General features: G+C 60.3%; 16 protein-coding genes. 4 read left to right on the top strand and 12 right to left on the bottom strand.

The genetic code is table 11. From position 1 onward, the window contains the following. The first annotated feature begins 28 nt into the window (after positions 1–28). Both ACMX25_RS18630 and ACMX25_RS18625 read left to right on the top strand, forming a co-directional pair. Positions 29–349: a hypothetical protein gene (locus tag ACMX25_RS18630; protein ID WP_414951530.1), complete on the top strand. Its 321-nt coding sequence runs from the start codon at positions 29–31 to the stop codon at positions 347–349. Then, on the top strand, positions 331–750 hold the full coding sequence (locus tag ACMX25_RS18625; protein WP_414951529.1) for a GNAT family N-acetyltransferase: 420 nt from the start codon (positions 331–333) through the stop codon (positions 748–750). Before ACMX25_RS18630 ends, ACMX25_RS18625 begins: the two co-directional genes overlap by 19 nt. Positions 751–770: 20 nt before the next feature. On the opposite strand, the gene ACMX25_RS18620 is transcribed toward ACMX25_RS18625, so the two are convergent. Beyond that, positions 771–1,754, bottom strand: coding sequence for a GlxA family transcriptional regulator (locus ACMX25_RS18620; RefSeq protein ID WP_414951528.1), 984 nt, complete (start codon positions 1,752–1,754; stop codon positions 771–773). 113 nt (positions 1,755–1,867) lie between these two features. Here ACMX25_RS18620 and ACMX25_RS18615 point away from each other — a divergent pair, with 113 nt between their 5' ends. Next, on the top strand, positions 1,868–2,416 hold the full coding sequence (locus ACMX25_RS18615) for a cysteine hydrolase family protein (protein WP_414951527.1): 549 nt from the start codon (positions 1,868–1,870) through the stop codon (positions 2,414–2,416). 24 nt (positions 2,417–2,440) lie between these two features. On the opposite strand, the gene ACMX25_RS18610 is transcribed toward ACMX25_RS18615, so the two are convergent. Further along, on the bottom strand, positions 2,441–3,337 hold the full coding sequence (locus ACMX25_RS18610) for an alpha/beta fold hydrolase (RefSeq protein WP_414951526.1): 897 nt from the start codon (positions 3,335–3,337) through the stop codon (positions 2,441–2,443). Positions 3,338–3,635: 298 nt separating this feature from the next. On the opposite strand from ACMX25_RS18610, the gene ACMX25_RS18605 reads away from it, so the two are divergent. Beyond that, positions 3,636–4,400: an IclR family transcriptional regulator gene (locus ACMX25_RS18605; protein WP_414951525.1), complete on the top strand. Its 765-nt coding sequence runs from the start codon at positions 3,636–3,638 to the stop codon at positions 4,398–4,400. On the opposite strand, the gene ACMX25_RS18600 is transcribed toward ACMX25_RS18605, so the two are convergent. From ACMX25_RS18600 to ACMX25_RS18555, 10 genes are all read right to left on the bottom strand, one after another. Then, positions 4,388–5,212 (bottom strand): citryl-CoA lyase, encoded by an 825-nt coding sequence (locus tag ACMX25_RS18600; protein ID WP_414951524.1) that lies wholly within the window; start codon positions 5,210–5,212, stop codon positions 4,388–4,390. The genes ACMX25_RS18605 and ACMX25_RS18600 overlap by 13 nt on opposite strands. A 2-nt stretch (positions 5,213–5,214) precedes the next feature. Beyond that, the gene (locus ACMX25_RS18595) at positions 5,215–6,414 is read right to left on the bottom strand and encodes a CaiB/BaiF CoA transferase family protein (protein ID WP_414951522.1); all 1,200 of its coding nucleotides are present in this window, start codon (positions 6,412–6,414) and stop codon (positions 5,215–5,217) included. 28 nt (positions 6,415–6,442) lie between these two features. Further along, positions 6,443–7,876 (bottom strand): MFS transporter, encoded by a 1,434-nt coding sequence (locus ACMX25_RS18590; RefSeq protein ID WP_414951521.1) that lies wholly within the window; start codon positions 7,874–7,876, stop codon positions 6,443–6,445. Positions 7,877–8,056: 180 nt separating this feature from the next. Beyond that, positions 8,057–8,428 carry a c-type cytochrome gene (locus tag ACMX25_RS18585; RefSeq protein WP_414951520.1) on the bottom strand — a complete coding sequence of 124 codons (372 nt, stop codon included), beginning with the start codon at positions 8,426–8,428 and terminating at the stop codon, positions 8,057–8,059. Positions 8,429–8,431: 3 nt separating this feature from the next. Continuing rightward, positions 8,432–8,755 (bottom strand): ribbon-helix-helix domain-containing protein, encoded by a 324-nt coding sequence (locus tag ACMX25_RS18580; RefSeq protein WP_299708297.1) that lies wholly within the window; start codon positions 8,753–8,755, stop codon positions 8,432–8,434. Between the two features lie 82 nt (positions 8,756–8,837). Next, a complete protein-coding gene (locus ACMX25_RS18575) occupies positions 8,838–10,406 on the bottom strand; it encodes a GMC family oxidoreductase (protein WP_414951519.1) in 1,569 nt (522 codons plus the stop codon). Between the two features lie 65 nt (positions 10,407–10,471). Beyond that, positions 10,472–11,107 (bottom strand): twin-arginine translocation signal domain-containing protein, encoded by a 636-nt coding sequence (locus ACMX25_RS18570; RefSeq protein ID WP_414951518.1) that lies wholly within the window; start codon positions 11,105–11,107, stop codon positions 10,472–10,474. A gap of 41 nt (positions 11,108–11,148) precedes the next feature. Then, positions 11,149–11,544 (bottom strand): VOC family protein, encoded by a 396-nt coding sequence (locus tag ACMX25_RS18565; RefSeq protein WP_414951517.1) that lies wholly within the window; start codon positions 11,542–11,544, stop codon positions 11,149–11,151. Between the two features lie 174 nt (positions 11,545–11,718). Continuing rightward, entirely contained in the window at positions 11,719–12,636 is a 918-nt protein-coding gene (locus ACMX25_RS18560; protein WP_414951516.1) for a DMT family transporter, read from the bottom strand. Positions 12,637–12,869: 233 nt separating this feature from the next. Continuing rightward, positions 12,870–13,658 (bottom strand): SH3 domain-containing protein, encoded by a 789-nt coding sequence (locus ACMX25_RS18555; RefSeq protein ID WP_414951515.1) that lies wholly within the window; start codon positions 13,656–13,658, stop codon positions 12,870–12,872. Positions 13,659–13,804 lie beyond the last annotated feature (146 nt).

Raw genomic sequence — 13,804 nt, 5'->3', positions numbered from 1 at the left:
AGAGTCGGCTCTTGCAAAGGAAAAGCATATGAATCATGCAATGCACGTCGGCCTCGACCACCCGATCTGGGCGGCGCTTACGACCCGGCAGGCGCATCTTGGGCTCTGCGAATCGTTTGCCCGCCGATACCATCCCGATGTGGCGCCCTTCGCCGCCTTGGCGTCCGAAACCCCGGCTGCCTACCGGGCGCCCCACGCGCTTTTGCTGCCCGGCGAGCAAGTCGTTTTGCAATCATTCGATGCGATGGCTCCAGCCGATGCGCTGCAAATGACGCACGTGGGCATCGCATCGTCCATCAAATGGTCGCTACGCACCTGGAGGCCCGGGACATGGACGCTGAGGAAATGATCCCGCTGAGTAACGCCGATGCGAAAGATATGCTCGATCTCGTCCAAAAGACGAAGCCCGGTCCTTTCGGCAAGCGGACGAGTGAGATGGACAATTACATCGGCATCCGCGACCAGGGGCGTCTCATTGCGATGGCCGGCGAACGGATGCGGCCCGACGGTTACGTTGAGATAAGCGCTGTTTGTGTCGATGAAGACTGGCGCGGAAGAGGGCTTGCCGGCCGGCTCGTGAAAACCTTGGGCAGGCAAATCGAGCAACTGGGGGAGGCTCCGTTTCTCCACGTGTTCAGCGACAACCGTTCTGCGATTGGGTTGTATGAACGTTTGGGCTTCGAATTGCGCCGCACGTTTCACCTTACCCGCATCGGGCATGCTGTTTCGGGGTCAGCTGCCGTTCTTTAGAAGTTTGAATTGAATGCCCCCTAAAACGGCGCGGCGGCCATGCCTTCGCTCTGCGTTTGAAAGCGCCTTCTATAGTCCCCTGGAGCCAATCCCGTCAGCCGGATAAAAATCTTTCGAAACGATCCAACATCCTCGTAACCGACCTTCCAGGCGACCTGATCAAACGATTGCTGGCTCGTTTCGAGCATTTCACGCGCTTTGCCGACCCGCAGATGCTGGCAATACTCAGTCGGGCGAAGACCGGTGGCCTTTTGAAATCGACGAAGAAAGGTTCTTTCCTCCAACCCCGCGCGCTGAGCCATTGAAGCGATTGTCGGATGGTTGGCGCCGTCTGTCTGTAGCCAGTGCTGCACGTCGAGGATTGTCTTGTCGCCGTGATTGAGTTTCGGAGAGAAGGCGCTGTAATAGCGCTGCTCTCGTCCGGGAGGATCGACCAGGAGGAAGCGTGCAGTCTCCACCATTGCCGCAGAGCCTAGCAGACGATCGACTATCCTGAGCCCCAGATCAGCCCACGCCATCACGCCTCCCGCAGTCAGAATGTCGCCGTCGTCGATCAGTAGTTTGTCGGCATCGACGTGAATGTCGGGAAAGCGCTCAGCGAGGAGTTGCGCCTGCGACCAATGCGTTGTTGCCAAGCGCTTGGCGAGCAGCCCGGTTTGCGCCAATAGAAATGTCCCGACGCAAACGGACGCCAGCACGGACCCTCTCGCATGACAGTCGTTCAACCATGTGGCGATCGGAGCGAAAGCATCGCCGACGGGCAGCGTTCCGAGTGCTGGCGGAAGAATCACGAAATCGGGCGCGCAATCTGCCCATGGCGGGGCGGAACTGCCGGCGTCGAACTGGACATGGCTTACCTTGAGCACTGGATGTCCAACGTTGTTTGACCGCTGATATAAGCGCTCCGCAATGTAAAACAGGTCCGTCAGCCCGTGAATAGCGGCAAGCTGGCTCCCCGGATAGATCAACAATGCTATTTCCACGACGGCTGGTTTTTTTGCCATTGTCAGTTTTACCTCGTTTTCTGTCAGTCCTGCCAATTCACTAAATCATCGCAGAAGCTTACTCTTGAGTCTCGCAGAACGTTCCCGATTCTCGCCAAACCCAGGAGTAGAACATGTCCAAGCGTGCACTCATCATCGTAGACCTGCAAAACGATTATTTCCCCGGTGGGAAATGGACGTTGACCGGCATCGAAGCCGCAGCCGCGAATGCGGCGCGTCTGCTTCAGTCAGCACGTGCTGCTGGCCACCTCGTCGTGCATGTTCGCCATGAGTCGCCGAAGAGCGACGCAGCGTTTTTCGTCGCCGGCTCGGAAGGGGCCGCGATCGCTCCGCAAGTGATCAACAAGGAAGGGGAGCACGTCGTCCTGAAACATCAAATCAATGCCTTTCGTGACACTGACCTGGAGAAGATTCTGGACGCCAATGGCATTGAAGAAGTGATTGTTGCCGGTGCGATGAGCCACATGTGCGTGGACGCAATCACGCGGGCGGCTGTCGATTTTGGCTATAAGGCGACGGTCATACATGATGCCGTTGCTACGCTCGACATGGAGTTCGGCGGCGTCAAGGTTCCGGCCGCCCAGGTGCATGCGGCGTTCATGGCGGCGCTGGGTTTTGCCTATGCAACTATGTTGTCTACGGATGAGTACGTTAGCGCTTAGCTTTGGTGCGCTCGGCTAAAGCACTCACTCCCCGCGCAGATGCCCGATCACCAGATCCGCCACCGCGTCGGGTGCTTCGCGGGGCGGAAAGTGCCCCACGCCGTCCAGGACCACCCGCCGATAACCACCCGTAAACTTCTTCTCCATCCCTTCCGACGAAGCCGGTTCGTCGCAGAAATCGGAGCCGCCCTGGATCATCAGCGTAGGTGTCGAAAGCTGGTCGATAGTCGCCAGTTTCTCCCGCAGCGAAGCGTATGCCGGATCGGATACTTCCCCCTGACGCCAGCGCCGCCGATAACCGTTGAGCGTGATTGGCACCCAGTCGGGGTTATCGAAAGCGGCGGCAGTGAGCGCGAATTCATCATCGTCGAACCAGCCGGGCGGCGACCACGTATCCCATTGCAGACGCGCGAATCCTTTGGGATCGGCGGCGATTGCTGCGGGGGCGTCATCGAGTGCCATGAACCATTGATACCAAAACTTCCGCGCCTGCGAGAAGTGCGGCAGTTCGAACAAACCTTTGGGCTGGAACGCCAGCGCGAGTCCGGCGATGCGGCCTATACGCTCAGGAAACAGCGCTGCCAGCGTATAGGCCGCGCGTGCGCCCCAGTCGTGGCCGATGACATCGAAACGATGGATTCCCAAGGCATCGGCTAAGTCGATCACGTCCTGCGCGAGCGCCACGCCGGAGCCGTCGCGTACAGAATCCGCCGATAGAAACCGCGTGTCGCCACTGCCGCGCAAGTCCGGCATGATCGTCCGAAAGCCCGCCGCAGCGAGACGTGGCGCTACGGTTGTCCAGGCGCGCGCGGCATCGGGCCAACCGTGGACCAGCATGACCGGCGGCCCATCGGCTGGACCCAAATCGACGTACGCAATTTCAAGTTTAGGCGTGCGCGCCAGCAGTTTTCGATCGTCCATGCACGTTCTCCGCGGGATTGGCCAGTGTCGTTCGATGCATAAATGCTGCCACGTATTCCATGCTTTCGCACGTGACGCCAACGCGCAAAAAAGCAACTAACGCTCTGCCCCGCCACGCATCTGTGAATTTGGGGTTTGCCATCGCCCGATCAAAGCGCTTTCGATATTCATCAAAACCGGCTCCGCAGAAAAGGGGGCTCAGCCACCTATATGAACCGTATGAGACGTCCCCGCCATCGCGTAAAATTCCCCATCGAACCATATACAGGACACGACGCTTCACCCACGTCACTCAACCATGCAAACCCCCGAGATCAAACCTGGCCCGAAAGAAAGCGAAGGCGTTGCCGTCATCGACCGTGCTTGTTCGATCCTGTTTGCGTTCAGGCCCGACGATGGATCGCTGACGCTTGCCGAACTCGCCGCGCGTACCGGGCTCTACAAAAGCACGCTGCTGCGCTTGGCGGGCGCGCTAATTCAGCACCGCTTGCTGCTGCGTCTCGATGACGGCCGCTTTCAGCTCGGCCCGGCCACCTTCATGCTCGGCGCGTTGTATCAACGCAGTTTGAATCTCGGCGATATCCTCGTTCCGCTCATGCGCGAGCTCGCCGAAATCAGTGGCGAAAGCGTGTCCTTCTATGTGCGTGACGAAGCGGTGCGGGTGTGTTTGCATCGTGTGGATTCGACGCACGCAGTGCGTTATCACGTTCGCGAAGGCGACGTGTTGCCGTTGGGAAGCGGCTCAGGCGGCTTGGTGCTGCTTGCATTCGGCGGAGCGGAAGGCGAAGTGTTCGAGCGCATTCGCGACGACTTTTACTGCGTCTCCATGGGCGAACGCGACCGCGAGACCGCCGGCATTTCGATGCCCGTCTTCGGGGTGCGCCAGACCCTGCGCGGCGTGTTGACGCTCGCCGGTCCGAGTTCGCGGATCGATCTGGCGTTCGTGGCGCGCAATATTGGCGCGTTGTTCGATTGCGCGGCCCGCGCAACCGATGCACTCGGCGGCGACGCGCGCGCGTTACGCAACGCGCAGGAACGCGCCGCGAAGGTTCAGCCCAAATGACGCTCGGGCTTGCCGGTGTATTTGTAGGCCATCTGACGCGGCATCGGCCCTTTATTGCGCTCGTTGCGCTCGCGTTGTTCCCACGCGTGCGACAAGATCCCGACCGCGCGCGATAAGCAAAACACCCCGCGCGCCAACTCCGGCGCGAAGCCGAGTTCCGCATAGATCACGGCCGTTGCGCCGTCGATGTTCATCGGCACCGGCTTGTTTTTCCGCTGCTTGAGCAACGCTTCTACACCGCGCGCAACCGCCGCGTATCGTCCGCTGATTGCGCCTTGTTCAACGCTTGTATCGACTAACGCAAGCAGCTTGACCGCACGCGGATCGACGGGATGAAAGCGATGCCCGAAGCCGGGCAGATACTTGCCGCTCGTTTCGATAAACGTATCCACGCCTTGCGCGACAGCATCGCTCAACGTGGCGCCAGCGTCTTCGAGCGCGACGATCGAATCGTATAGCCCGACCGCTTGCTGTCCCGCGCCGCCGTGGACATCGTCGAGTGCATTAATAGCCGATGCCATTGCGCCGTTCAACGGCAAACCGCAACTTGTCGCCATGCGCGAGATGGCGATAGACGGCGCGTGCGGACCATGATCGACCGACGCCACGAGCGCCGCTTCGAACAATGCCGCTTGCGCTTTATCCGGCAATTCGCCACGCAGCATGAGCCAGATCATCTGCGGAAAACTGATCGCGCCGATCAACTCCTGAATCGGAAAGCCACGGACATTGATCGATCCCGGATGGATATCGATGATCGACGTGCTCCAGTAATCCGCGGCAAGCGTGGCCGCGTCAAATGTTTGCGTCATGGTCAGATCACTCCTTCGGCGCGCAGTTCGTCGATTTGCGTATCGTCGAAACCGAGCGTTGCAAGATGCTCGCGGGTGTTGGCGGACAAGGTCGGCGCGGGGGTGGCGGGCGCGGTGTCGGCATCAGAGAAACGGAAGCCGGCGCGGGTGACGCGTTGCCGCGTGACGGCATTGTCACCGTTGAACTCGTGCACGAATTCACGCGATACCAGATGCGGATGCGCGAGAATGTCCGGCACCGACATCACCCGTCCAACCGGCACGCTGGCTTCGGTCAGCTTGGCATCCCAGTTCACCGCGCTGTCGGTTGCCAGCGCCGCTTCAATCTCCACCTTCAACGCCGCACGATTCACCTTGCGCGTGTTGCGCTCGGAAAAGCGCGGGTCATCGGCGAGATCCGCGCGCCCGATCAACCGGCACAAACTCACGAACTGCTTCGTTTCGTTCGCCGCGATGTTGAGCAAACCATCGCCCGTCTTGAACGTGCCCGAGGGCGCAGCCGTGAAGTTCTCGTTGCCCATCGGCGCGGGCGTGACGCCGGCGTTCAGGTAGTTCGACACGACCCAGCCCATGGTCGAGAGCGTGGCTTCGAGCATCGATACATCGAGCATCCGGCCGCGTCCATTCGCGCGGGCATCGACCAGCGCCGCGCAAATGCCGAACGCCGCCGTCAAGCCGCCGACCGTATCCGAGACCGGATAGCCCACGCGCAGCGGCGCACTTTCGGCATCGCCCGTCACGCTCATCACGCCAGAAATGCCCTGAATAATCTGGTCGTACGCAGGCCGCTTGGAAAATTCGCCATCCTTACCAAAACCGGAGATCGCGCAATAGATGAGCTTCGGATTGATCTCGCTCAAAGCCTCGTAGCCAAGATCCAAGCGCGTCATCACGCCGGGCCGGAAGTTCTCTACTAGCACGTCCGCCGTCTTCACAAGTGAGCGCAAGATCTCCTTGCCGCGCGCATCTTTCAGGTTCAGCGTGATCGACTGCTTCCCCGCATTGACCGCCACGAACGACGCACCCATGCCGCGTTCCGACGCGTCCTTATCGGCACCCAGGCGCCTTGCCAGATCGCCGCCTTCCGGATGCTCGACCTTGATCACTTCTGCGCCGAGCAGCGCGAGTTGATACGCACAAAACGGCCCGGCCAATACATTCGATAAATCCAGCACCCGCACGCCAGCTAACGGAAGCGTCATGTCAGAACCTCTTGTTCAGATCGAACCATCATTGCGAAATTTCATCGAGGTTGCGATTGTTGGTACGCGGTCCGAAGATGCCGATCGCGCCCATCACCATCACCATCGACACGCTGATCAAGGCGAACACGCCGGTCACTTCGAAGTGGCGCAGCGCGAACGCGATCATGAAGCCGGAAAACATGGCGGAAAGACGCGAGATGGAATACACGAAACCCACGGCGCGAGCGCGCAGACGCGTGGGAAAGAGCTCGGTTTGATACGCGTGATAGCCGACCGAAAGCAACGTGCCGCAAAGCGTGATCAGCACGCCGAGGATCATCAGCATGACTGGCGATGTCTGCGTGGCGAACAAACTGCCGAACACGACGATGCCGAATGCCGACAACACGATCAGCGTCTTCCGTTCAATCCGGTCCGCAATCGCCATCCCGATCAACGGTCCAAACGGATTCGATATCGCGATGACAAACGAGTACAGCAAGCTGTGCGTGATCGTGACGCCTTTGGAGACGAGCAGCGTCGGCACCCAGGACGCGAAGCCGTAGAACCCGATCGCCTGGAAGAAGTTGAAGACGAGCATGGTGATCGCGCGTTTGCGATACGGCGGCTGCCAGATTTCGCGGAACGCGGCCTTCGTGGTTGCCGGTTCGACGGTTGCAACGGGCGTTGGCAATGCGCGTCCATATTGCGCGGCTACTTTCGCCTCGATGGCTTGCAGTACCTTCTCCGCTTCCGCCGTACGGCCCTGTTGCGCGAGCCAACGGGGACTTTCAGGCACGCGCCGGCGGATCGCCCAAACGACGATTGCACCCAATGCACCGATGATCACCACCCAGCGCCATCCATCCAGGCCGAAGGGTTTTTGCGGCACGAGCCACCATGCGAGAAACGCGACCGAGGGCACGGCCGAATATTGGACGAGGTGGACGAACGCGAACGCACGGCCGCGCAGATGTTTGGGGACGAGCTCGCTGACGTAGGTATCGATAGTCACAAGCTCCACGCCCACGCCAATGCCTGCAATCAGCCGCCATAGGTTGATCGCGGGCGCGGTGGTTTGCAGCGCCATGATCAGCGTGGCCGCCGAATACCAGAGCAGCGAGACGGTGAAGACGGTGCGGCGGCCGTATCGATCGGCGAGACCGGCCAGAAAGAATGTGCCGATGAACAAGCCCGCAAACGACGCCGCCACGAACGCGCCAAGTCCCGAGACGCCGAAGAATGAGGCCGTTGTCGTGGAATAGAGGCCGCTTTTGACGAGGCCGGGGCCTACGTAGGCGGTAAAAAACAGGTCATAAAATTCGAACCAGCCGCCGATGGACAGCAGGAATACGAGCATCCAGACGGAACGCGTCGCCGGCAGCCGGTCGATGCGCGCATTGACGCCGAACGTTGTATCGCCCACGCCGGCGCTTGAATTGGGCGACCCGTGCGTCGCATCGATTGGCAGGCTTGCCATTGAACCCTCCTATGGGTGTCTCGCTTTGACGAAGTTCTGTCAGATAGAACGACGTTCTGTTTATAGCTGACGCGAGGTTAGTGCGTGAGGAGGCCGCGCGAAATAAGGGGTTTTACCTAGAGGGGAAAAATATCGCGCGCTGCGTGGAAAGGGCAGCGCGCTTGGGCTCAAAGAGTCGACTTACTTGTCGGGCGCGCCGGAAAGAATCCAGGCGATCACAGTATGCAAGTCGGCGTCGCTAATATTGGGGTTCGGCGGCATGGGGACTTCGCCCCAAACGAAAGCGCCGCCATTGCGGACTTTGGTGAATAGCTTGTCGGGCGCCGAGGCATCGCCGTGATACTTCTTCGCGATCTCTCGATACGCCGGCCCGACCACTTGCGAATCCACGGCATGACAGGAGAGACAGTTGTTCTTCTGCACGATCGACAAAGCGGCTGCGGCATCCGGCGCCGCTTGCGCCGGTAATACAACTGCCGCGAGTAGCGTGAGCGTGAGTAGCACCCCACAAGACGATTTCGCCCATGCACGTCCGGTCATCGGTTTTGTCATCGGTCAGCCTGTCACCTTGTCTGTCGTCGCCGCTGCCACGTGGCTGCGAAAATCCATCGATGCATTCGCCCTCAGCCCTTGATATCGAAGACAGGTGACGCGCAGGAACGACGCAAAATTCGTCGTTTCGCCCAGATGCTGCGTGACCTCCTCATGCAACTTGGCAATGAGCTGGTTGGTCGTCATGTCGTTGTCGGCGGCGAGCTCGGACAGGGTTTGCCAGAACAGGTTTTCCAGCCGGATGGTTGTTGTCACGCCGCTGATGCGCACCGAGCGCGCGCGGCATTCATAGAGAATGGGATCGGTTTGAGCGTAGATCCTGCACATGGACAGCTCCTGACATTGAAGAAGGAACCGCCGGGCGGCGGTTCCTGTGGGTCGCTTCGGTCGCTTCGCAAGCCTCTGTTTTCTAGATATTACGGCGTTTCATCTGGTCCGCGATGTAATCCGATTGCCGGATTGCCAGCGTCACGATGGTCAGTGTCGGATTTTCGGCCGCGCTGGTCGTGAACTGACTGCCGTCGGAGATAAACAGGTTCGGGACATCGAAGGTCTGGCCGTGCTTGTTGCAGACGCCGTCACTCGATTTCGCACTCATCCTGCAGGTGCCCAGATTATGCGTGGACGGGTAGGGCGGCGTGCGCAGCGTCTTCACGGCGCCTGCCGCTGCATAGATGGCTTCACCTTGCTTGAACGCGTGATTGCGCATGGCGATGTCATTCGGATGATCGTCGTAATGGACGTTCGCCACCGGCAGCCCGACCTGATCCTTCACGTCATGATTCAGCGTGATGCGGTTGGTCTCGCGCGGCATGTCCTCTCCGACAATCCACATGCCGGCGGTATTTGCGTAGTTGTCCATATAGTAAGCAAAGTCCGATCCCCATGCACCCGGATCGAAGAACGCGGCGGCGAACGGCAAACCGAGCGAGATGGTTTCCATTTCGTAGCCACCCGCAAATCCGCGCTTCGGATTGAACTCGGCTTCGTCCGTGACAATGCCAGCCATCACCGTGCCACGATAAAAATGCACGGGCTCCTTGAACACACCGAACACCGAGCCCGTGGTGTGCCGCATGTAATTGCGGCCCACCTGGCCCGAGCTGTTGGCGAGGCCGTCAGGATGTTTCGATGATTCCGAGAGCAATAACAGGCGCGGCGTTTCTATCGAGTTTCCCGCGACGCAGACCACGCGTGCGCGCTGACGCTGCTGCTTGCCGTCGGCATCCATATAGACCACGCTGCTGGCCTTGCCGGCAGCATTCGTCTCGATGCGCATCACGTGCGATTCCGGCCGTAATTCGAGCCTGCCCGTGGCTTCGCCAGCGGGAATTTCCGTATAGAGCGTGGACCATTTCGCGCCCGACTTGCAGCCCTGGAAACAGAAGCCGAGCTGCATGCAGCGGCCGCGTCCGGCGCGTGGGCGGCTGTTGATCGCCATGTGACCGGTACTGCAATTCTTGTAGCCGACCTTGGTCGCGCCGTCGTACAGGATCTTGAAGTTGTTGTTGCCCGGCAGGCCCGGAATGTTGTTCGTGCGCGTGACGCCCATCTTGTCTTCGGCGCGTGCGTAGTAGGGTTCGAGATCGGAGAGCGCGATCGGCCAGTCAAGCAGGTTCGCCTGATCGATGGAACCATAGGTCGTGCGCGCCTTGAACTCGTGCTCATGAAGACGCAGCGACGCACCCGCCCAGTGCGTGGTCGTGCCGCCCACTGTCTTGCAGATCCATGCGGGTAATTCAGGGAAGTCCTTGGCCACGCGCCAGGTGCCTGACGTGGTGCGTTTATCGGTCCAGGCGAGTTGCCCGAACGACTTCCATTCGTCGTTGATGAAGGTCGCTGAAGACTGGCGCTTGCCTGCCTCCAGCACGACCACTTTCACCCCTTTCTGACATAACTCGTTTGCCAGCGTCCCGCCGCCCGCGCCCGAACCAACGATCACGACAACCGAGTCGTCGTTGTAGTCGAACTTAGCCATGCTTGCCTCCTCGGCAGTATCAGATGTGCGCCTTTGTCTTTGCTTATCGTCGCTGATGTTTGCTGTCAGGCGACCGGCGGACTTGCGTCGGCGGGCGGATTGGGCAACCAGGTCAGGTCGTTGAAGCCGCGATACACATAGCCACCTTTGCTGAACGCTTCGCCTTCGTAGCCGAAATGCGCAAATGCCATCTCGTTGTTGTAGAGCGAAGTGACGCATTGGCCGCGCACGAGCAGGACGAACGGATCGGTCTGATTGGCTTCGACAATGGCGGTTCGCTGCGCGTCGGAGAGGCTTGCTGTGTCGTTCCACTTACCGGACGCGGCGTCGTTCAGTTTCGCCACGCCGGTCTTGATGACATCGATGGTCTTCGGGTCCGTGGCTTTTGCATCCACGTCCTTGACCGCGAGCGCGTAGACCGCGTCCGGCAACGTCTTGTGCGGATACAGCGTGCGCGCGAGCACCATGATTGCGTCGGCCTGGTTCTGGTCGATATGGCTGAGTTCCACTGCCCAGGCGCGGCTTGGCGCGAGCAGGGCGATCGGCGTGCCGGCCACCAGCAAACCAGTCAGCACCACGGAGCCCTGGAGGAAGTGCCTGCGGCTCACGCGCGCAGACGGTACGGACGATATGGACGATATAGCGGGGATCGCGTCGCCGGTCTCGGCCGCGATTATGGCAATGGGGATCGCCTTGGGCATGATTTGTCTCCTTTTATATTGTGTACGGCGCCAGCGTCAGTTCATACGTAGTGGCCCTCCCTGGATAACACTTCGATCTTGTAGCCGTCGGGATCGGTGATGAAGAAAAAGCGCGCCGCCACCGCGCCGTCGTGGCTCAGCGATTTCAGGTCGCCGGGCTGCATGCCCCGGCTTAGCAGAGAGTCGCGGAATGCTTCGATATCGTCGACGGCGAATGCCACGTGACCGTAGCCCGTGCCGTGCGTGTAGGGCGTGGTCGCGCCTTTGTTCAACGTGAGTTCGATCTCGGTCCCGCTCTCGGGATCGCGGAGATAAACGAGCGTGAAGGTATCGAAGTCAAGGCGATGCGACTCGCGCATGCCGAACGCGTTTTGATAGAACGCAATGGAGCGATCCAGCGATTCAACGCGAATCATGAGATGAAGGAATTTGGTCATGCTGAACTCGTGTCATAGCGTCGCTTCAGTATGCAACGTTGACGGAAAAGAAGGTAATAGCGGGTTATTACCGCGGTCTGGATTCGTCGGGTTAAACACCTAGTAGAAGGTGTTTCGCTTCACGGCCTCGTCGCAGCACTGGGCTCTGACGCGCATGGGCGGTCCACTTCAAGGTCACGGTTTCTGCCGCTTGACACTCGATATCGACCAGGTTGCAAGCGCCACGCCGGCAACGGTAAACACCATCGCTCCCCACGCCAGCGGCGGCATGACTTCATTGAGCATCAACCACGAGAGCACTGCCGCGACCGGTGGAATAAAGAAGAACAAGGACGCTATCTTCGACGCCTGCCCCGCGCGAACCAGCGCCAGCAGCAAGGTGATCGCGATCAGTGAGTTGCCAACCACGAGGTATCCCAGCGCAGCCATGAACGTCCCGGTCCACTGAACCTGAACGTCTTCCAGCAGCAGCGCCAACGGTGCGCAGAACGCAAGGCCAATTGAATACTGGATCAGGTTTGACGTCACCGGATGTTGCGCCACGCCAAAGCGCTTTTCATAGAGCAACGCGGCTGTCATTCCAATCAATGCGCCTATGACAAGCAGAAGACCCCAGATCGAATGCACCGACATACTCGATCGGCTGACAACCACACCGGTTGCGCCAATCAGCCCGAGCGTCAGCCCCAGCCATTGCCGGGCGCCCACGCGTTCGCCGACGAGTTTCGGCGCCAGTGCGGCCACAAGCACAGGCTGCAGCGACACGATGACCGCCGCCACGCCCGCCGACACCCCCGCTTTGAAGGCGAGGTAACTCAAGCCGAAGTACACGACTTGCACCAGGAAGCCGACCACACACGCATGTCCCCAGGCAGCCCGGGTCTTCGGCAACGCGGGCTTGGTGATGATGAAGAGAGGGATGAGCAGGCAAACGGTGCAGCCATAGCGGAGCGCCAGCAATGTCAGCGGCGGCGCGTAGCCGACTGCAATCTTTGCTATCGGAAAGCCGCCCGACCAGAGCAGGACAAAAGCCATCTTGGCAGCGAAAGTCTTGAGGCTGGCATGTGGCGATGAAGCATTGGCTTGCAGCATTGTTCCTGGCTCGCGTGTTCTGCGATCCCGCATTGGACGGGCAGCGTTTATTTGTCGATGCTACGGATTGCTTCAGGCGCCCGCGGAAGCAGGCGCCTGCGAGGGACGATGTTTTTTTCAAAACAGGTCACGCGGGCGCGAGTGACGCGAAACTCATGATGCTTCTGTTTACGCCAGCACGTTGCTGCCAGCGTAGAAGCGCGCCGTAGCCCGCGGCCGGCGAATGATTGCGGCTAACCGTGCTGCTGCTGGTTGTTGCCGCCGCCATGACCGCCGCCATTTCCACCGCCGCCGCCACCTCCATGACCGCCACCGCCGTTACCTCCGCCGCCACCATGAGCGGGTGGTGGTCCTGAAGGTCGCCCGCCGCCGGGTTGCCCTGGAGGACGACCCCCGCCGCCTTGACCCGGAGGCCGTCCACCCGCACCTTGACCTGGCGGTGGTCCCGGAGGACGACCACCGGCACCTTGACCCGGCGGCGGTCCCGGAGGCCGCCCGCCCGCGCCGTGGCCCGGCGGCGGTCCCGGAGGCCGTCCACCGCCATGACCGGGCGGCGGTCCGGACGGAGGCCTTCCGCCATAACCGGGCGGACGGCCGGGACCGGGCCGGGGAGGCGGCCGATTCGCCCAGCGTGATTGCTGGTTGTACCAAGGACGGCCGCGGTAATAACTGCCCCAGTACGAACCGATGGAAAACGTCACGATAGGCAAACCGATCGTGGTTCCGTACGTCAGGATCGGTACATTGCCGCCCTGATACGGATAGCTGAGACTTCCCGCATAGACCCAGCCGCGCAAGTTGGGCACCACCACGTCGCACCAGGTGTAGCCGCTGATGCAGCCCATGACCGTGACGGGCACGCCGCCCGGCAACTGAGTCACGATCGGGTAGTCGCCCGCCGGCCCGGCTCGCATGTTGACCGCATTATTCGTGTACGCCTGCTGCTGCGCGAACGTCACGGCGGGAATCGCCAGCAAGCCCGCAAATCCAATACAACCCCATTGAAGCAACTGTTTTCGCATATGGCCTCTCATCGTGGGAGTGCGACTTCCGATGCTGGCCTGTCGCTTTCCGGATTAAGCAAGTATGGAGTTCACGCTCCATGGAGTCTATGCGGGTGAAACCTGCCGGCACAGGAAATCTGGATAAACTTGAATCGATGCCCGTG

It is taken from the genome of Caballeronia eucalypticola (genome assembly GCF_047608185.1).
In the GTDB taxonomy this organism is placed as follows: Bacteria; Pseudomonadota; Gammaproteobacteria; order Burkholderiales; family Burkholderiaceae; genus Caballeronia.
This window is presented reverse-complemented; position numbering and strand designations above follow the sequence as displayed.